General features: G+C 73.1%; 8 protein-coding genes (1 of these 8 running past the window's edge). 4 read left to right on the top strand and 4 right to left on the bottom strand.

What is annotated here, in order from left to right:
- Positions 1 to 2: 2 nt before the first annotated feature.
- The 4 genes from RLT59_RS38740 to RLT59_RS38725 are packed head-to-tail and all read right to left on the bottom strand — an operon-like array spanning position 3 to position 3838.
- Positions 3 to 806, bottom strand: coding sequence for an ABC transporter permease (locus tag RLT59_RS38740; RefSeq protein WP_073737843.1), 804 nt, complete (start codon positions 804 to 806; stop codon positions 3 to 5).
- Entirely contained in the window at positions 803 to 1810 is a 1008-nt protein-coding gene (locus RLT59_RS38735) for an efflux ABC transporter ATPase subunit, DrrA-related (protein WP_311308165.1), read from the bottom strand. Before RLT59_RS38735 ends, RLT59_RS38740 begins: the two co-directional genes overlap by 4 nt.
- Positions 1807 to 3060: a macrolide family glycosyltransferase gene (locus RLT59_RS38730; RefSeq protein WP_073737841.1), complete on the bottom strand. Its 1254-nt coding sequence runs from the start codon at positions 3058 to 3060 to the stop codon at positions 1807 to 1809. Before RLT59_RS38730 ends, RLT59_RS38735 begins: the two co-directional genes overlap by 4 nt.
- Before the next feature lie 28 nt (positions 3061 to 3088).
- On the bottom strand, positions 3089 to 3838 hold the full coding sequence (locus RLT59_RS38725) for a thioesterase II family protein (RefSeq protein WP_311308164.1): 750 nt from the start codon (positions 3836 to 3838) through the stop codon (positions 3089 to 3091).
- Positions 3839 to 4102: 264 nt separating this feature from the next.
- On the opposite strand from RLT59_RS38725, the gene RLT59_RS38720 reads away from it, so the two are divergent.
- From RLT59_RS38720 to RLT59_RS38705, 4 genes are all read left to right on the top strand, one after another.
- Positions 4103 to 5482: an NDP-hexose 2,3-dehydratase family protein gene (locus tag RLT59_RS38720; protein WP_073737840.1), complete on the top strand. Its 1380-nt coding sequence runs from the start codon at positions 4103 to 4105 to the stop codon at positions 5480 to 5482.
- 57 nt (positions 5483 to 5539) lie between these two features.
- The gene (locus RLT59_RS38715; protein WP_073737839.1) at positions 5540 to 5785 is read left to right on the top strand and encodes a DUF5988 family protein; all 246 of its coding nucleotides are present in this window, start codon (positions 5540 to 5542) and stop codon (positions 5783 to 5785) included.
- A gap of 63 nt (positions 5786 to 5848) precedes the next feature.
- Positions 5849 to 17914: an SDR family NAD(P)-dependent oxidoreductase gene (locus tag RLT59_RS38710; RefSeq protein WP_311308163.1), complete on the top strand. Its 12066-nt coding sequence runs from the start codon at positions 5849 to 5851 to the stop codon at positions 17912 to 17914.
- Positions 17911 to 19437, top strand: the 5' end (the start) of a protein-coding gene (locus RLT59_RS38705; RefSeq protein WP_311308162.1) for a type I polyketide synthase. 17661 nt of this gene lie beyond the right edge of the window; 1527 of the gene's 19188 nt are visible here — the first part of the coding sequence; the start codon lies at positions 17911 to 17913; its stop codon lies beyond the right edge, outside the window. The genes RLT59_RS38710 and RLT59_RS38705 overlap by 4 nt, the downstream gene beginning before the upstream one ends.

Below are 19437 nucleotides of genomic sequence, written 5' to 3'. Positions count from 1 at the left end.
CATCAGACCCGTCTCCGGTACGCCTGGATGGCCAGCGGTGCGAAAACGGCCGTCATCACGACGGACCAGCCGAGCGTCCACCACACCGAATTGCCGACGGGCCCGCCCGAGACGAGTGCGCGCAGCGCGGTCGCCTCCTGCGAGATCGGGTTGATGTCGGCCCAGGCCTGGAGCCAGCCGGGCATGGTGTCGGTCTTGACGAACACGTTGCTGCAGAACGTGAGCGGGACCGCCAGCACACCGCTGAACATGTGCACCGTGGTCGCGGACTTGGCGGCGAGGCCGACCAGCATCGACAGCCAGGCCAGTCCCGCGGCGAACAGTGTGATCAGCAGCAGCCCGGCCAGCAGCGACCAGAATCCGGTGCGCACCTCGAAGCCCTGCACCGCCCCCACGGCCAGCAGCATGACCAGCCCGACGGTGACGCGCACCAGGGTGCCGATCAGATGGCCTATCAGGGGCGCGATCCGTGCGATGGGCAGGCTGCGCAGCCGGTCGAACAGGCCGTTGCTGATGTCCTGGTGAAGCCCTGTGCCGGTGGTAAGCACGGCGGTGACCGACGACTGCACGATCAGCCCCGGCAGGGCGAACTGCAGATAGGCGTCGGTGTTCCCGGCGATCGCCCCGCCGAAGACGTACACCAGGAGCGCGATGACGATCAGCGGCTGTACGACGGCGAATCCGATGATCTCGCCCGGGTTCGCCTTGAGGTGCAGCAGATTGCGGCCCCCCAGGGTCAGACAGTGCCGGGACACCGTCAGCAGACTCAGCCGGTGCTTCGGCGAGGGGGCGGCGAGCGCGGTCATGAACTGCTCCGTTCCGTCTGTGCCGCCGGTACGGCCCCGGCGGTGGCGAGTTCCTCCGCGTGGTCGGGGTTCTTCTGGCCCCGGCTCCCGGTCAGTGACAGGAAGACCTCGTCGAGGCTGGGCTGGCGCAGCGCCAGCTCGATGACCTCGATGCCTGCTTCGTCGAGACGCCGCAGCACCGCGGTCGTCAGGGCCGTGTCATTGACCTGGATGCGCAGCTGGTTGCCCTTCACGATGGGCTGGATGCCGCTGAGCTCCTCGACGATCTGCCGGGTGTCCTTGAGCCGGCCGCTGTCGGCGGGCTGGATCTCCAGCGTCTGCCGGTCGGTCTTCGCCTTGAGCTCCTCCGGGGTGCCGGTGGCGATCGCCGTGCCACCGTCGATGACCACGATGTCGTCGGCAAGCCGGTCGGCCTCGTCCATGTACTGCGTGGTCAGCAGGACCGTCGAGCCGTTGGTGACGAGTTTGCGGACGATGTCCCACAGCTCGTACCGGCTCTCCGGGTCAAGGCCGGTGGTCGGCTCGTCGAGGTAGAGCACCGAGGGGGAGCCCACCAGGCTGACCGCGAGGTCGAGCCGGCGGCGCATGCCGCCCGAGTACGTCTGCGCCTTGCGGTCGCCGGCGTGGCCGAGCCCGAACCGTTCCAGCAGCTCCGAGGCCCGGCGCTTGGCCGCGGTCCGCCGCAGGCCCAGCAGCCGGGCCACCAGCGCGATGTTCTGGGCACCGGTGAGCTGTTCGTCGATGGCCGCGTACTGGCCGGTGAGGCCGATGACCCGGCGGACCTCGTGGGGCTGGCGGGCGACGTCGTAGCCGCAGACCCGGGCGGTGCCGGAGTCCGGTGACATCAGCGAGGCCAGGATGCGCACCACCGTCGTCTTCCCCGCCCCGTTCGGTCCGAGGACCCCGAGCACGGTGCCCTGGCGCGCGGTGAGGTCGAGCCCGCTGAGCGCGGTGACCTTGCCGAACCGTTTGACGAGGCCCTCCGTCTCGATGGCGTACGTCATCGGACGCCCGCGTTCGCAGAAGGGCCGGACAGAGCGGTGTGCTTCATGGTGTCTCCAGATGTCGGGGAGGAATCGTTGAGCCAGCCGTCGATCAGCTGCGCGGCCCGGGCGGGTCCTCCCGCAGCCAGCAGGTCCATGCGCATCCGGGCGGCCCGGTGGCGGATGCGGGGGTCGTTCGCGACGTGTTCCACCGCGGCCCGCAGCCGCTCGGCGGTGACGTCCTCGCCCGGCAGCTCCACGCCCAGGCCGAGTTCGCTGACCCGTGCGGCGTTGACCCGGTCCTCGGGCGTGTACGTGACGATCACCAGCGGTGTGCCGAAGGAGAGCGACTCCAGGATGGTGCTCATCCCGGAGTGGCAGACCACGGCCGACGCGTGCGGCAGGACGGTGCTGAAGTCCAGCCACTCGTGCATCTCCACGTGGGAGGCCTCCGGCCGGCGGGCGGGCAGGTTGCCCGGACCGACCGCCACCACCAGGTGCCAGTCCCCGTCCGCGAACGCCGTACCGCAGGTCTCGAAGAAGTCCGGGCGGTCGTTGACCTCGGTGCCCAGGGTGATCAGCGCCACCGGGCCGTCCCCGGACGGGCGGGACCACGAGCCCGCGCCGGCCCGGACCGCCGGCAGGCTGTGTCCGGTGAAGGTGTAGCGGTCGTCGAAGGTGTGCCCCAGCGGCTGGAGCTCCCTCGGTATCAGCACCAGGTTGCGCTCGTCGAAGTTGGCCATGAACGGCCAGACGGCGTCCGGTTCCTCGCCCTGGCCGGTCAGGTAGTCCGTCAGCAGGTCGACGCACTTCTGGAGGTTCTCGCCCCCGCCGGAGAAGACCTCCATGGCCAGCGAGTAGTGCTCGTTGGTGGCGACGTACGGGAACAGCTGCGCGGTGGGCCGTCCCCAGCGCCGGGCCGCGACCCGGGCGGTGAAGAAGCTCTCCAGGTCGTACAGGATCAGATCCGGTACGTCGTCGTCGAACGCCTCCAGCGTGCGGGGCAGGATCACCTCCATCGACTCCCGCAGGAACGCCAGGCCCAGAGCGCCGATGTCCTCGCCGGTCACGTATCCGGTGCCGAGCCGGCCGCGCTCGGAGCGGTAGCCGACGAATCCGGCCCCGGCCGCCCGCACGGGTGCGGCCAGCCGCTCGTCCAGTACGTAGCTGACCCGGTGGCCCAGCGTCATCAGCAGGCGGCTGAACTCCAGCGTGGGATTCACATGCCCGTACCCCGGGAAGACGAGGATCGCGACGTGTTTCGTCGTCATGACTGCTCCAGACTCGTCCGCGGGCCGGTCATCGCAGGGCCGGCTCGTTCAGCCGTTCCCCGATGACCCGCAGGACGTCGGCGGTGTGGTCGAGCAGGTAGAAGTGGCCGCCGGCGTAGGTGCGGAGCTCGAACTCGTTGTCGGTGTGCCTGCTCCAGGCGGCCACCTCGTCGTGGCTCGCCTTCGGGTCGCTGTCGCCGGCCAGGGCGGTGATGGGGCAGCTCAGCGCGGGGCCCGGCGTGTACCGGTAGGTCTCCGCCGCGCGGTAGTCGTTGCGGATGGCGGGCAGCACCATGCGCAGCAGCTCCTCGTCGCCGAACACCTTCTGGTCGGTGCCGCTGAGCCCGCGCAGTTCGCTGACCATCCCGTCGTCGTCGCGCAGGTGGACCCGCTCGTCGTGGTGGCAGGACGGAGCGCGCCGGCCGGAGGCGAACACCCGCAGCGGGACGCGCCCCCGGCGCTCCAGCCGGGTGGCCACCTCGTACGCGAGGGTCGCGCCCATGCTGTGGCCGAAGAGCGCGAACGGGCGGTCGACGGCGGCCGTGACGGCTTCCTCCACCTGGTCCGCCAGCACCCCGAGATCGTCGATCATCGGCTCGTTGCGGCGGTCCTGCCGGCCCGGGTACTGGACGGCGAGCACCTCGACGAGAGGGCTCAGCGCCTGGGCGACCGGGCGGTAGAAGGGGGCCGAGCCCCCCGCGTGCGGCAGGCACACCAACTGGACGGCCGCATCGGCGCTCGGAAAGTAGCGGCGGATCCACACATCGGTGTCGCTCATGTCGGCCTCTTTCGTCGCGAGCACGGCCGGCATCTGGGGGAGGCGAGAGCGCGTCTCCCGTCGGCCGTTGGTGTCTAGAGAAATTGGCCGACCGCCCTGGCGGCAGCCCCTCGGCGCGGATCTGAGTGAACACCTAGACCGGCCCGGCCCGGCTGGGTCAGCTCCTGGGGCCGTGTTCACCTGATACGCGACGCCATGGGCCGGACCCGGTCATCCCGACCGGAACAGGAGCGTCCCACCGACACACGAACCGGGGGAGACACTATGCCGCTGACCACCGGGCCCGGCGTGCTTCGTCATACGGACTCGACCCTGCAGGCACGACTCGCCAGGTCGGCACGTGCCACCGGCGGTGTGGCCACCAGTCCGGAGCAGTTCGAGAAGTGGCTCGCCGAGCGCCGCGCCGCCCAGCTCCACGAGGTCAACCGGGTCCCGTTCGCAAAGCTGCGGAACTGGTCCTTCGCCGAGGGCAGCGGGCACCTGGTGCACGACAGCGGCCGTTTCTTCTCGGTGGCGGGCCTGCGCGTCGAGGTCGACGAGGGCCCTGTGCGGCAGTGGTCCCAGCCCATCATCCTGCAGCCGGAGATAGGCCTGCTCGGCATCGCCGTACGCGAGATCGACGGCGTCCTGCACCTGCTGATGCAGGCGAAGGCGGAACCGGGCAACCCGAACGGTGTGCAGCTCTCGCCCACCGTGCAGGCCACCAAGAGCAACTACACCGGAGTGCACCAGGGCCGACACGTCCCCTATGTGGAGCACTTCGCCCACGCCGATCCGCGAACGGTGCTGGCCGACGTCCTCCAGTCCGAGCACGGCGCCTGGTTCTACCGCAAGCGCAACCGCAACATGGTCATCGAGATCGGACCCGACGTCGAGGCGGGCGAGGACTTCTGCTGGCTGACGCTGGGACAGGTCCGCGAACAACTGCGCATCGACCACCGGGTGAACATGGACGCCCGCACCGTGCTGTCCTGCCTCCCCGGGGCCGCCACTGCGGACGGCAGTCTGCACACCGACACCGAGATCCTCAGCTGGATCACCTCCAACCAGGCCGTCCACGACGTGGACACCACCGTCGTCGGTCTGCGCGACCTGCCCGGCTGGCACCAGTCGGACCGGGCGATCAGCCATGAGGACGGGCTCTTCTTCAGCGTCATCGGCGTGGACGTCGTCGCCAACAGCCGGGAAGTCGGCGGCTGGACCCAGCCGTTGATCGAACCGTACGGGGTCGGCGTGGCCGCCCTGCTGGTCAAGCGGTTCGGCGGGGTGCTGCACGTGCTGCTGCGCGCCCGCATCGAACCCGGATACATCGACGCCATCGAACTCGCCCCGACCGTGCAGGGCACCCCGGAGAACCACGCCCACCTGGGCGGCGACGTCCACGACCAGCTGATCGACGTGGAACGCCGCCGCAGCACCGACCGGGTGCTGTTCGATGCCGAGATGTCGGAGGAGGGCGGCCGCTTCTACCACTCCCGCAGCCGTTACATGATCATCGAGGTGGGCGACGACCACCCGGACGAGGAACCGCCCGGCTTCGTGTGGACGGCGCTGCCCCAGATCACCTGGCTGCTCCAGCACCGGCACTACCTCAATGTGCAGGCCCGCAGCCTCATCGCCTGTCTGCACGCCTGCACGGACTGACCCGTCGGTCATCCGACACCGCGCCGTCACGATCTCGGCAGACAGAAGGGGCATCCCATGAACGGAAACATGGAGCGGACCGAGGAAAGCCGCACAGTCCGGGTGACGTTGGTCGGTGGTCCGGCCGACTTTCCCCAGTCCCGGCGGACGATCCACGTCAGTGAGTCCGAGGCACAGCAGAAGATCAAGATCAAGTACTACGGCGGCTACCAGCACTTCGAGCCCTCCGGCGAACTGGCCGCCATCAGGGGCCTGTCGTCAAGGACCTTCCGCTGGACCGGTTTCACCAAAATCGCGGAATAGGCGGGAGCAGCGCGCCCTATGGACACCTTGCGACCCACGGACACTTCCCACACCGGGAACTCCGTGTCCCCTTCTCGTCCTCGCCCGGGAACCGGCGAGGAGCCGGTCGCTGTCGTCGGGATCTCCTGCCGACTGCCCGGGGCGGCGGATCCCGAAGCGTTCTGGCAGTTGCTGAGCGACGGGGAGTGCGCGGTCGGCCAGGTGCCACCCGGACGTGAACCGGTTGGCGGACGCTGGGGAGCGTTCATCGAGGGGGTCGACCGGTTCGACGCCGGCTTCTTCGGGATCACCCCCCGGGAAGCCGCCGTGATGGACCCGCAGCAGCGGCTGATGCTCGAACTCGCCTGGGAGGCCTTCGAGGACGCCCGGATCGTCGCCGGTGACCTCAGCGGCAGCGCGACGGGCGTGTTCCTCGGCGCGATGCGCGACGACTACGCGCTCCTGCTGGCACGCGCCGGCCGGGACGCGGTCAACCACCACGCGATGCCCGGCGTGAGCCGAGGCGTCATCGCCAACCGCGTCTCCCACCTCTTCGGCCTGCGCGGGCCCAGCCTCGTCATCGACACCGGCCAGGCGTCCTCGCTCGTCGCGGTGCACACCGCGGTGGAGAGTCTGCGCCGCGGCGAGAGCACCCTCGCCCTCGCGGGCGGTGTGAACCTCAACCTGGCCGCCGAGACCGGCGTCGCGGCGGAGGAGTTCGGCGGCCTGTCCCCGGACGGGCGCTGCCACACCTTCGACCACCGCGCCAACGGCTTCGTACGGGGTGAGGGCGGCGTCGCCCTCGTCCTGCGGCTGCTCCCGGACGCGATCGCCGCGGGCGACCGCGTCCACGGTGTCATCCTCGGCGGTGCCGTCAACAACGACGGTGTCGCCGAGCAGCTGACCACCCCCAGCCGGGACGCTCAGGCAGCGGTACTGCGCCGGGCGTACGCAGCGGCCGGGATCTCCCCGGGCAGCGTCCAGTACGTCGAACTGCACGGCACCGGAACGCCGGTGGGCGACCCGGTCGAGGCGGCGGCGCTGGGCGAGGTGCTGGGAAGCGCCCGCGACACCGCCGCACCGCTGCTGGTCGGCTCCGTCAAGACGAACCTGGGCCACCTGGAGGCCGCCGCCGGGGCCGCGGGGCTGCTCAAGGCGGTGCTCGCGCTGTCCCACCGGCAGATCCCCGCCAGCCTCGGCTTCGAGAAGCCGAACCCGGACATCCCGCTGGCCGACCTCAACCTGCGCGTCGTGGCCGGCCCGACCGAGTGGCCCGGGACCGACGGCCCGCGGACCGCCGGTGTCAGCGCCTTCGGGATGGGCGGCACCAACTGTCACCTGGTCCTGAGCGAGGCCCCCGCGCCGGTGCCGTCTCCCGTGGCGGCCATGTCGGTGGCGCCCGAGGCGTCCGATGCGGCCGATATATCCGTACCGGCCGTGCCGTGGGTGCTGTCCGGGCGGAGTGCGGGTGCGCTGCGCGATCAGGCGGCGGCGCTGGGCAGGACCGCGGCGGGCGAGCCGGACCCGGTGTCCGTGGCGTGGTCGTTGGCGTCGTCCCGGGCACGGTTCGAGCACCGGGCCGTGGTGGTGGGTGACTTCGCCTCGGGGCTCGGTGCCCTGGCGGACGGTGACCCGTCGGCGTGCGTGGTCTCCGGGGTCGCCGGCGGGGTGGGCCGCACGGTGTTCGTGTTCCCTGGCCAGGGGGCGCAGTGGGCGGCGATGGGCGCGCGGCTGCTGGACGGGTCGCCGGTGTTCGCGGATGCGGTCGCACAGTGCGAGGCCGCGCTCGCCGGGCTGGTGGACTGGTCGGTCACCGACGTGCTGCGCGGGGCGGCGGACGCGCCGTCGCTGGAGCGCGTCGACGTGGTGCAGCCGGCGTCCTTCGTGGTGATGGTGTCGCTGGCGGCGCTGTGGCGTTCGTTCGGAGTCGAGCCGGCGGCCGTGGTGGGGCACTCGCAGGGTGAGATCGCCGCCGCGTGTGTGGCGGGCGCGCTGTCCCTGGAGGACGCGCTGCGGGTCGTCTGCGTGCGCAGCAAGGCGATAGCCCGGCTGTCGAGCGGGGCGGGCACGATGGCCTCGGTGGGTGCCGGCGCGGCGCGGGTGGAGGAGATCCTCGCCGCCTGGGGCGACCGGGTGTCCATCGCCGCGGTGAACGGTCCCTCGCAGGTGGTGGTCTCGGGTGAGGTCGCCGCAGTCGGGGAGGTCGTGGACCGTTGCCAGGAGCTGGGGTTGCGGGCGCGGCGGATCGCGGTGGACTACGCCTCGCACTCGGCTGCGATGGATGTGCTGGAGGCGGATCTGGCGGTCGAGCTGGCCGGGATCATTCCGCGTGCGGGTGACATCCCGCTGCTGTCGACCGTGACGGGTGAGCTGGTGGACGGCTCGGAGATGGATGGCGGGTACTGGTTCACGAATCTGCGCTCGCGGGTCCGGTTCTCCGAGGCCATCGAGAAGCTGAGCGGAGAGGGTTACGGAGTCTTCGTCGAGGCCTCCTCGCACCCCGTACTGACCGCCGCGGTCCAGGAGATCGTGGACGACAGTGTCATCACCGGTTCGCTGCGCCGCGAAGACGGCGGCCTGGACCGCTTCCTGGCCGGTGTCGCCGAGCTGTGGGTGCGCGGCGTGGACGTCGACTGGACGGCCGCCTTCCCCGACGACGCCCGCCCCGCCCTCGTCGACCTGCCCACCTACGCGTTCCAGCGCCGTCGCCACTGGTTCGGCTCCGTCGCCCCCGAGGCCGGAGACGAGGAGACCGCGCGGAGCGCGGCCGCCGCCCGGCTGGCCGAGGCCGGGGACGAGGACGAGCGGCGGCGGATTCTGCTGGAGCTGGTGCGCACGCACGCCGCCGCGGTGCTCGGACACACGGACGCCGGCGCGATACCGGCCGGCACGTCGTTCAAGGACCTCAGGTTCGACTCGCAGTCCTCCGTCCAGCTGAGCAACCGGCTCCGCGAGGCCCTCGGCGTCGACCTGCCGACCACCCTGCTCTTCGACCACCCCACGCCGGCCCGGCTGGCGGAGCACCTCCAGCGCGTGGCCGTCACATCCGCCGGCGCACCCGCCGCCCGGCGGACGGCGGATGCGTTCGCCAGGCCCGCGCACGACGAACCGATCGCGATCGTCGGCATGGGCTGCCGCTTCCCGGGCGGAGTCAGCTCGCCCGAGGACCTCTGGGAGCTGGTGAACTCCGGCACCGATGCTGTGGCGGCCTTCCCCGCGGACCGGGGCTGGGACATCGAACGGCTGCTGGCCGCCCCCGACGCACCGGGCGGCTCGACGGTCGCCCAGGGCGGATTCCTCTACGACGCGGGCGACTTCGACGCCGACTTCTTCGGCATCAGCCCGCGCGAGGCGCTCGCCATGGACCCCCAGCAGCGGCTGCTCCTGGAGACCGCGTGGGAGGCCCTGGAACGGGCCGGGATCGATCCCTCCCGGCTCGGCGGAAGCCGTACCGGGGTCTTCGTCGGCGCGATGCAGCAGGAGTACGGCCCCCGGCTGGACGAGGCGGCGGACGGGCTGGAGGGCTACGCGCTGACCGGTACCACCGGCTCCACCGCCTCCGGCAGGATCTCCTACGTCCTGGGCCTCGAAGGGCCCGCGATGACTGTGGACACGGCCTGCTCGGCGTCACTGGTCGCGCTGCACCTCGCGGTGCAGTCGCTGCGCAACGGCGAGTCCACGCTGGCCCTGGCCGGTGCGGCGACGGTGATGGCGCGCCCCGGTATCTTCGTCGAGTTCAGCAGGCAGCGCGGGCTCGCGCCGGACGGGCGCTGCAAGGCGTTCTCGGACGACGCCGACGGCACCGGATGGGCCGAGGGTGTGGGCACCCTTGTCCTCGAACGGCTCTCCGACGCGCGCCGCCACGGCCACCGGGTACTGGCCGTGGTGGAGGGTACGGCGGTCGCCTCCGACGGGGCCTCGAACGGTCTGACGGCGCCGAACGGCCCCTCGCAGCAGCGGGTGATCCGGCAGGCGCTAGCCAGTGCCGGACTGCACCCCGACCAAGTGGACGCCGTCGAGGCGCACGGCACCGGCACCGTACTGGGCGACCCGATCGAGGCCGCCGCTCTGCTCGACGTCTACGGGCAGCGTTCTCCCGAACGGCCCCTGTGGCTCGGCTCGTTGAAGTCCAACATCGGGCACGCGCAGGCCGCTGCCGGGCTCGGCGGCGTCATGAAGATGGTGCTCGCGATGCGGCACGGACTGCTGCCGCGGACCCTGCACGCGGACACGCCGACCTCGCACGTCGACTGGTCCGCCGGCGAGGTCCGGCTGCTGACCGAACCCGTGCCGTGGACGGCCGGCGACCGGCCGCGACGGGCGGGCGTGTCGGCCTTCGGAGTGAGCGGCACCAACGCACACGTGATCATCGCCGAGCCCGCGGAGCCGGAGCCGGAACCTGCTGGGCCGGAACCTGCTGGGCCGGCACCTGCTGGGCCGGCACCCGCAGCGGCCCCCGCACAGGCCGCCGGGCCCGTACTGCCCCACGCCCTTTCCGCCCGTACCCCGGATGCGCTGCGCGAGCAGGCGCGGCGGCTGCGCACGGCGCTGCGCGACGGGGCGGCGCGTCCCGCCGACATCGCCCGCACGCTCGCCACCGGCCGGGCCCGGTTCGCGGAGCGAGCCGTACTGCTCGCCTCCGGACCCGAGCAGCTGGACCGCGCGCTGGCGGTGCTCGCCGAGGACGGCGAGGCGAACGGGCTGGTGCGCGGCACGGCCGCGAGCGATGACCGCGTGGTGTTCGTCTTCCCCGGCCAGGGCGGCCAGTGGCAGGGCATGGCCACGGAACTGATCGACACCTCACCGGTCTTCGCGGATTGGATCGCCGCGTGCGAGCGGGCGCTGTCAGAGTTCGTGGACTGGTCGCTCCTGGACGTACTGCGGGGCGCCGACGACGCCCCGCCCGCGGACCGCGTCGACGTCGTGCAGCCCGCGCTGTGGGCGACGATGGTCGCGCTCGCCGAACTGTGGCAGTCCCGGGGCATCCGCCCGGCGGCCGTGGTCGGACACTCGCAGGGAGAGATCGCGGCCGCCTGTGTGGCGGGCGCGCTCAGCCTGCGGGACGCCGCACGGGTCGTGGCCCTGCGCAGCCGAGCGCTGCTGGCCCTGGCCGGACGCGGCACCATGGCCTCCGTGTTCGAGTCCGCCGACCGGGTCGCCGAACTGGTGGCGCGGTTCGACGGACGGATCTCCGGCGCGGCGGTGAACGGCCCCCGGTCCGTCGTGGTGTCCGGCGGGACCGAAGAGGTCGCCGCGCTCCTGGCCGAGTGCGCGCGGCTGGACATCCACGCGCGCGCCGTCCCGGTCGACTACGCCTCCCACTCCGCGCAGGTCGAGCCCATCGAGGACGAACTGGCGCGGCTGCTCGCACCGGTCGAGCCGCGGCCCGCCCGGGTGCCGTTCCACTCCACCGTCACCGGCACCGTGCTGGCGGGAACCGAACTCACCGGTGACTACTGGTACCGGAACCTGCGCGGCACCGTGCGCTTCGAGGAGACCGTGCGGACCCTGGCAGGGTCGGGGCACCGGGTCTTCCTGGAGTCGAGCCCGCACCCGACGCTGACCATCGGCATCCAGCAGACGCTGGAGAGCGCCGGTGTCGAGGACGGCGTCGCGGTCGGTTCGCTGCGCCGCGGTGCAGGCGGCCCCGGCCGGTTCATGGAGTCGCTCGCCCAACTGCACGTCCACGGCGTGGAACCGGACTGGGACGAGGTCCTCTCCGGCTCCGGCGGCCGCCGGACCGAGCTGCCCACGTATCCGTTCGACCGGCACCGCTACTGGTGGACGCCGTCCGCCACGGAGCCCGCTGCGGCAGTGCCGGACGCGGACCCGGTCGGGGGCCGGCGCTACGAGATCGCCTGGCGGCCGCTCCCGGACACCTCCGCCACCCCACCGGCCGGCAGCTGGCTGCTGGTCGCACCGCCCGGCCCGGCCGACGACCACCGCGAGACCGCCCGAGCCCTGCGCGACGCCGGCGTGGCCGTGGTGCTGTGCCCGCTGCCGGACGGTGTGCCCGACGCGTCGACGCTCGCCCTGGCGGCCACCGGCCACGAGGTGGCCGGTGTGCTGTCCCTGCTCACCCTGGACGCGGCACCGGAGCCCGCGGCCGGGGTGGCCGCGACGGTCGCCCTGCTCCACGCGCTGGACGCGGCGGGCATCACCGCCCCGCTGTGGTGCGCCACGCGCGGCGCGGTGTCCACCGGCCCCTCCGACCCGGCGCCCGACCCGGCGTCGGCGGCGGTCTGGGGAGCGGGGCGTGCCGCTGCGGTCGAACACCCCCGTACCTGGGGCGGCCTGGTCGACCTGCCTTCGCGATGGGACGGGCGGGCCCGCGAACGGCTCGCCGCCGTGCTCACCGGGGGCCGGGACGAGGACCAGGTCGCGATCCGGTCCGCCGCCGTGTTCGCCCGCCGGCTCGTCCGGGCCCGGCGCCCCGCCACCGGACGGCGGTCCTACCAGCCGCACGGCAGCGTCCTCATCACGGGCGGCACCGGGGCACTGGGCCGCCGGCTCGCCCGCCGGCTGGCCGAGGGCGGGGCCGAACAGGTCATCCTGCTGAGCCGCCACGGCGGAGACCCGGACGAGATGGCGGCGCTCGCCGCCGAACTGCGCGAGGCGGGCAGCGAGCTGACGGCCGCGACCTGCGACGTCACCGACCGCTCCGCACTGGCCGCACTGCTCGACGGAATCGGCGGGGACCGGCCGCTGTCAGCGGTGTTCCACGCCGCAGGCGTCTGCGAGCTGGGCCCGCTGAAGGACCTCGGCCCCGGCGAGCTGCCGGACCTCATGGCCGCCAAGGCCGAAGGCGCGCGCATCCTCGACGAACTGCTCGCGGACACCCCGCTGGACGCGTTCGTCCTGTTCTCCTCGATCTCGGCCACCTGGGGCGTCGCCGACCACGGCGCCTACGGTGCCGCGAACGCCTTCCTCGACGCCCTGGCGGCCGGCCGGCGCGCCCGCGGCCTGACCGCCACGTCGGTCGCCTGGGGCCCCTGGAGCGGCGGCGGAATGATCGCCCCGGACCAGCGGGAGATCCTCGCCGCCACCGGGCTCCCGCTCCTGGACCCCGACCGCGCGCTGCGGGCACTGGACGTCGTCCTGGACCACGACGAGACGGCCGTCGCCGTCGCGGACGTCGACTGGGAGCGGTTCGGCCCCGTCTTCACGGCCACCCGCCCCAGCCCGCTGCTGAGCGAACTGGTCGCCGCCCCGCAGGACCCGGCGGTGCCCGGGGACCCCGGCCGCCCGGCCCCCGCCCTGCGCGCCCGGCTCCTCGAACTCCCCGACGAGGCACAGCGCGAGCTGGTCCAGGACCTGGTGCGCGAGCACACCGCGAAGGTGCTCGGCCACAGCGATCCGAAGGCCCTCGCCACCGACCGGGCTTTCAAGGACCTCGGGTTCGACTCGCTCACCGCCGTCGGTCTGCGCGACCGGCTGGCCAAGGCCCTCGGCACCCGGCTGCCCACCACGCTCGTCTTCGACCATCCGACCCCCGCACTGCTCGCCGAGCACCTGCGCGGCGAGGTCCTGGGCGAGCAGCCCGCGAACGACGACGGCGCACCGGTCCGTGCCTCCGCCGCGGACGAGCCGCTCGCCATCGTCGGCATGGCCTGTCGGCTGCCCGGCGACATCGACGGCCCGGAAGCCCTGTGGCGCCTGCTCATGGACGGGGGCGACGCCATCGGCGCCCTGCCCACCGACCGCGGCTGGGACATCGAGTCGCTCTACGACCCCGACGCCGACCGGCACGGCACCAGCTACACGCGCGCCGGCGGATTCCTGCACCGGGCCGCCGAGTTCGACCACGAGTTCTTCGGCATCTCCGCCCGCGAGGCACTGGCCATGGACCCGCAGCAGCGGCTGCTCCTGGAGACCACGTGGGAGGCGTTCGAGAGCGCCGGGGTGGTCCCCGCCGACCTCAAGGGCAGCGACACCGGAGTGTTCGCCGGAATCCTGGCCAGTGACTACGGCCGACTGCACGGCATGCCCGGTGAACTGGAGGGCTACCAGGTGACCGGCGGCGCGCCGAGCGTGGCGTCCGGCCGGCTCTCGTACACGTTCGGCTTCACCGGCCCCGCGATCACCATCGACACCGCCTGCTCCTCCTCGCTGGTGGCCCTGCACATGGCGGCCGGTGCACTGCGCTCCGGCGAGTGCGGACTCGCCCTGGTGGCGGGCGCGTCGGTGATGTCGACACCCACCCCGATGATCAGCTTCAGCAGGCAGCGCGCCCTGTCCACGGACGGCCGCTGCCGGTCCTTCGCGGAGGACGCGGACGGCTTCGGCATGGCCGAGGGCGTGGGCGTCCTCCTGGTCGAGCGGCTGTCCGACGCACGTCGCAACGGCCACCGCGTGCTGGCCGTGGTGCGGGGCAGCGCGGTCAACCAGGACGGCGCTTCGAACGGCCTGACCGCACCCAGCGGCCCGTCCCAGCAGCGCGTGATCCGGCAGGCCCTGGCCGCCGCCGGGCTCACCGCGCAGGACGTCGACGCCGTGGAGGCGCACGGCACCGGTACCCGGCTGGGCGACCCGATCGAGGCGCAGGCGCTGCTCGCCACCTACGGCGCCGGCCGGCCGGCCGAGCGCCCGCTCTGGCTCGGCTCGCTCAAGTCCAACGTGGGCCACACCCAGGCGGCCGCCGGTGTCGTCGGCGTCATCAAGATGGTGCAGGCGCTGCGCCGCGGAGTCCTGCCGAAGACCTTGCACGCGGCTGAGCCCACCTCGCGCGTCAACTGGGAGTCGGGCGCCGTGCGGCTGCTGTCCGAATCCCGGCCGTGGCCCGCGACGGACCATCCGCTCCGGGCCGGCGTCTCCGCGTTCGGCATCAGCGGCACCAACGCACACGTGATCCTGGAAGCCGCACCCGAGCCGGCCGCCGTCACCGCGGACCGGCCCACCGGTGCCGTTCCCTGGATCCTGTCCGCCCGCGAACCGGAGGCGCTGCGCGCCCGCGCCGCCGCGCTGCGCCCGCTCGTGGACACCTCCGACCCGTACGCCACCGCGCGTTCGCTGGCGGTGACCCGTGCGCGGTTCGACCACCGGGCCGTCCTCGTGGGGGAGCCCGGCCCCGCACTGGCGGCTCTCGCGGCGGGCGAGCCCGCCGAACGGCTCGTCTCCGCAGTGGCCGGACCGGTCGGCCGTACCGCGTTCGTCTTCCCCGGCCAGGGGGCGCAGTGGGCCGGTATGGGGGTCGAGCTGGCGCAGTGGTCGCCGGTGTTCGCGGAGCGGCTCGCCGAGTGCGAGAAGGCGATGTCCCCGTATGTCGACTGGTCGTTGACCGAGGTGCTGAACGGCGTGCCGGGCGCACCGTCGCTGGACGCGGTGGACGTCGTACAGCCGGTGTCGTTCGCCGTGATGGTGTCGCTGGCGGCACTGTGGCAGTCGTACGGCGTGGAGCCGGCCGCGGTGGTGGGGCACTCGCAGGGCGAGATCGCCGCCGCGTGTGTGGCCGGGGCGCTGACGCTGGAGGACGCCGCACGCGTGGTGTGCCTGCGCAGCAAGGTGCTCACCGGTGTGACCGGACGCGGTGCGATGGCGATCGTCGCCCTGCCGGAGGAGCAGCTCACCGACCTGATGGCCCCGTACGGGGAGCGGCTGTCCGTCGCCGCCGTCAACGGGCCCCGCTCCGTGGTGCTCTCCGGCGACCGGGACGCACTGGAGGACCTGGCCAGGATCTGTGGGCAGCGCGATGTGCGGGTACGGATGATCCCGGTCGACTACGCCTCGCACTCCGTACACGTCGAACCGGTGCTGGACGAACTGGCCGTACTGCTCGCCCCCGTGGAGCCGCGCCCGCCCCGCATCCCGTTCTTCTCCACCGTCACCGGCGAGTGGATCGACACCGCTGCGCTCGACGCCGCCTACTGGTGCGCCAACCTGCGCCGGCCCGTGCGCTTCGCGGAGGCGGTACGGACACTGGCCGGGCAGGGCTTCGGATGCTGGGTCGAGAGCAGCCCGCACCCGGTGCTGCTCGCCGCGGTCGAGGAGACCGTCTCCGACCACGCCGAGGCCTTCGCCGTCGGCTCACTGCGCCGCGACGACGGAAGCGGCGAGCGGTTCCTGCTCTCGCTGGCCGAGGCATGGGTGCGTGGCGCCCCCGTCGACTGGGCCCGGTCGTTCCCGACCGCCGCCCCTCACGTGGAGCTGCCCGGCTACCCCTTCCGGCCCCGGCGCCACTGGCTCGAAGCCCCGGCGGAGGCGGCCGCGCAACAGGAGCGCGCCCTCGTCGACGGCTGGCGCTACCGCGTCGACTGGACCCCGGTGCCCGCCGACGGAACCCCGGTGCTCACCGGCGACTGGCTCGTGGTGACCCCCGACGAGCCGGTGGACACCGGCCTCGTCGGTGCGGTGCTCACGGGGCTCGCCCGGCACGGCGCGACCGTGCACCCGGTGGGTGTACGCGAACTGGTCCGGGACGGTGCCCGGCTGCCGGAGCGGATCGACGGCGTGCTGTCGCTGGCCGCACTCGACGAACGGCCCCACCCCGACGAACCGGCGCTCAGCACCGGACTGGCCGACACCGTCGCCTGCGTACGGGCCCTGACCGGCGACGCCCCGCTGTGGCTGGCGACCCGGGGCGCGGTCGGCACCGGCCCGGACGATCCCGTCCGGCACCCCGTACAGGCTCAGGTGTGGGGGCTCGGCGTGGTGCTCGGCCTCGACGAACCCGACCGGCTCTGCGGGCAGATCGACCTGCCGGACCGGCTGGACGGGGAAGCGCTCGGCCGGCTCGTCGAGGTGCTGTCCGAAACCACCGGCGAGACCGAGGTCGCCCTGCGTGACGGCACGCTCCTCGCCCGGCGCCTGGTGCCCGCCCCGGCGCCCGGGGCCGAGCCGTGGCGGCCGCGTGGCACCGTCCTGATCACCGGCGGCACCGGCGCCCTCGGCGCCCATGTCGCCCGCTGGGCCGCCCGGAACGGCGCGGCGCACCTGGTGCTGACCAGCCGCCGGGGCACGGACGCCCCCGGCGCCGGGGAGCTGAGCGGGGAACTGACCGCGCTCGGCGCCCGGGTGACGATCGCCGCCTGCGACGTCGGTGACGCGGACCAGCTCGCAGCCGTCCTCGCCGCGACGGACCCCGCCGAGCCGCTGACGGCCGTCGTGCACGCGGCCGGGCTCACCCAGCAGGAGATCCCCGTCGGGGACCTGTCCACCGCCGAACTCGCCCGGATAATGCGGGGCAAGGCCGAAGGCGCCCGGCATCTGGACGACCTGACCGCCCACCTGGACCTGGACGCCTTCGTGCTGTTCTCCTCCGGAGCCGGTACGTGGGGCGACGCGGGCAAGGCCGGATACGCCGCCGCCAACGCCTACCTGGACGCCCTCGCACAGACGCGGCGCGCCCGGGGCACGGCGGCCACGTCGGTCGCCTGGGGGGCCTGGGACGGCGGCGGCATGGTCGAGGGTGAGGTCTCCGACCTGCTGACCCGGCGCGGAATGCGCCTGATGCGGCCCGAATCGGCCGTACGGGCGCTGGCGCTCGCGGTCGGCAACGGCGACGCCGCGGTCGCCATCGCCTCTTTCGACCTGGCCCGCTTCCTCCCCCTCTACACCATGACGCGGGACCGCCGGCTGGTCGCCGCGCTCACCGAGGCGCAGCCGGTGGCGCGGCAGCGGGACGGGGACACCGGTCCCCGCCCGGAACGGTCCACGGCACTCGCTGACCGGCTGGCCGGCCTGTCCTCGGAGGAACAGGAGAGCGCGCTGGTGGAGCTCGTCCGACGGGAGGCGGCCGCGGTGCTCAAGGCCGGGCAGCCGGAGGACATCCGGCCCCGCCGGGCGTTCAAGGAGCTCGGCTTCGACTCCCTGACGGCGCTGGAGTTCCGTAACCGGCTGAACGTGGCGACAGCCCTGAGGCTGCCCGCGACGCTCGTCTTCGACCACCCCACCCCCGCCGCACTCGCCCGCCGGCTGTGGGACGAGCTGTGCGGCGGGACACCTGACGTACTGGCCGGCCTGGAGCGGCTGGAAACCCAGCTGGCGGCACTGCCGGACGAGGACTGGAACCGCCTCGACCTGGCCGGCCGGCTGGGTGCCCTGCTGCGCCGGGCCGAACCGGAAACAGAGACCGACGCCCCGCACCAAGACCTTGCAGCGGCGACGAACGACGAGATCTTCGACCTGATCGACCGGGAGTTGGGCATCCGATGAGCAGTGGCGCGAACGAACAGCGGCTGCGGGACTATCTGAACCGAGTCACTGCGGATCTGCAGGCGACCCGCCGAAGGGTCCGGGAGCTGGAGGACAAGCAGCGCGAGCCCATCGCGATCGTCTCGATGGGCTGCCGCTTCCCCGGTGCCGACACTCCCGAGGAGTTCTGGGACCTGATCGCGGCCGGCGCCGACCTCGTCGGTGACCTGCCCGCAGACCGCGGCTGGGACCTGGAGCACCTCTACCACCCGGACCCCGCCCACCCGGGCACCAGCTACACCCGGCACGGCGCGTTCCTGCACGGCGCCGCCGAGTTCGACGCCGGGTTCTTCGGCATCTCGCCGCGCGAGGCCCTCGCCATGGACCCGCAGCAGCGGCTCCTCCTGGAGACCTCCTGGGAGGTCGTCGAACGGGCGGGCATCGACGCGGAGAGCCTGCGCGGTGAACGCGCGGGCGTCTTCGTCGGAGCGAGTCACCAGGGCTACGGCGCTTCGGTGCGGACGGCACCGGACGGTGTCGAGGGCCATCTGCTGACCGGTGGTTCGGGCGCCGTCCTGTCAGGACGCATCGCCTACACCCTGGGCCTGGAAGGGCCGGCCGTCACCGTCGACACCATGTGCTCGTCCTCCCTGGTCGCGCTGCACCTCGCGGTGCAGGCGCTGCGCAACGACGAGTGCTCCCTGGCCCTCGCGGCCGGCGCCACCGTGATGGGCTCGACCCGCAACTTCACCGAGTTCAGCCGGCAGTCCGGACTCGCGGTCGACGGCCGGGTCAAGGCCTTCTCCGACGACGCGGACGGCACCGGCTGGGGCGAGGGCATCGGCGTCCTGCTCCTGGAACGCCTGTCGGACGCACAGCGCAACGGCCACCGCGTACTGGCCGTGGTGCGCGGCACCGCCACCAACCAGGACGGCGCGTCGAACGGACTGACGGCGCCCAACGGCCCCTCGCAGCAGCGGGTGATCCGGCAGGCGCTGGCCAACTCCGATGTCGCCGCGTCCGAGGTGGACGCGGTCGAGGCGCACGGCACCGGCACCTCGCTCGGCGACCCGATCGAGGCGCAGGCGCTGCTCGCCACATACGGCCAGGGCCGTGCCGACGACCAGCCGCTGTGGCTCGCCTCCGTCAAGTCCAACATCGGCCACACCCAGGCGGCCTCCGGCATCGCCGGGGTCATCAAGATGGTGCTGGCGATGCGGCACGGGCTGCTGCCCAGAACGCTGCACGCGCAGCACCCTTCGACGCATGTGGACTGGTCGGCCGGTGCGGTCGAACTGCTCTCAGAGGAGCGGGACTGGGCCCCGGGCGACCGGCCCAGGCGGGCCGGGGTGTCGTCGTTCGGCGCCAGCGGGACGAACGCGCACGTGATCATCGAGGAGGCGCCGGAGCAGGCCGGGACCGAGGCCGCCCCGCGCCGGGCGGATCTGCCGCTCGTCCCGTGGCTGGTGTCCGCGAGGACGGCGTCCGCGCTGCCCGCGCAGGCCGAACGGCTGGCGTCCGCGGTCGGCGGACTGGACCCGGCG

The organism is Streptomyces sp. ITFR-6 (assembly GCF_031844725.1).
In the GTDB taxonomy this organism is placed as follows: domain Bacteria; phylum Actinomycetota; class Actinomycetes; order Streptomycetales; family Streptomycetaceae; genus Streptomyces.
This window is presented reverse-complemented; position numbering and strand designations above follow the sequence as displayed.

Excerpts from the sequence above, each read along its gene's own strand:
- RLT59_RS38735 (WP_311308165.1), bottom strand. The coding sequence starts at position 1,810 with ATGACGTACGCCATCGAGACGGAGGGCCTCGTCAAACGGTTCGGCAAG.
- RLT59_RS38730 (WP_073737841.1), bottom strand. The coding sequence starts at position 3,060 with ATGACGACGAAACACGTCGCGATCCTCGTCTTCCCGGGGTACGGGCAT.
- RLT59_RS38725 (WP_311308164.1), bottom strand. The coding sequence starts at position 3,838 with ATGAGCGACACCGATGTGTGGATCCGCCGCTACTTTCCGAGCGCCGAT.
- RLT59_RS38715 (WP_073737839.1), top strand. The coding sequence starts at position 5,540 with ATGAACGGAAACATGGAGCGGACCGAGGAAAGCCGCACAGTCCGGGTG.
- RLT59_RS38740 (WP_073737843.1), bottom strand. The coding sequence starts at position 806 with ATGACCGCGCTCGCCGCCCCCTCGCCGAAGCACCGGCTGAGTCTGCTG.
- RLT59_RS38720 (WP_073737840.1), top strand. The coding sequence starts at position 4,103 with ATGCCGCTGACCACCGGGCCCGGCGTGCTTCGTCATACGGACTCGACC.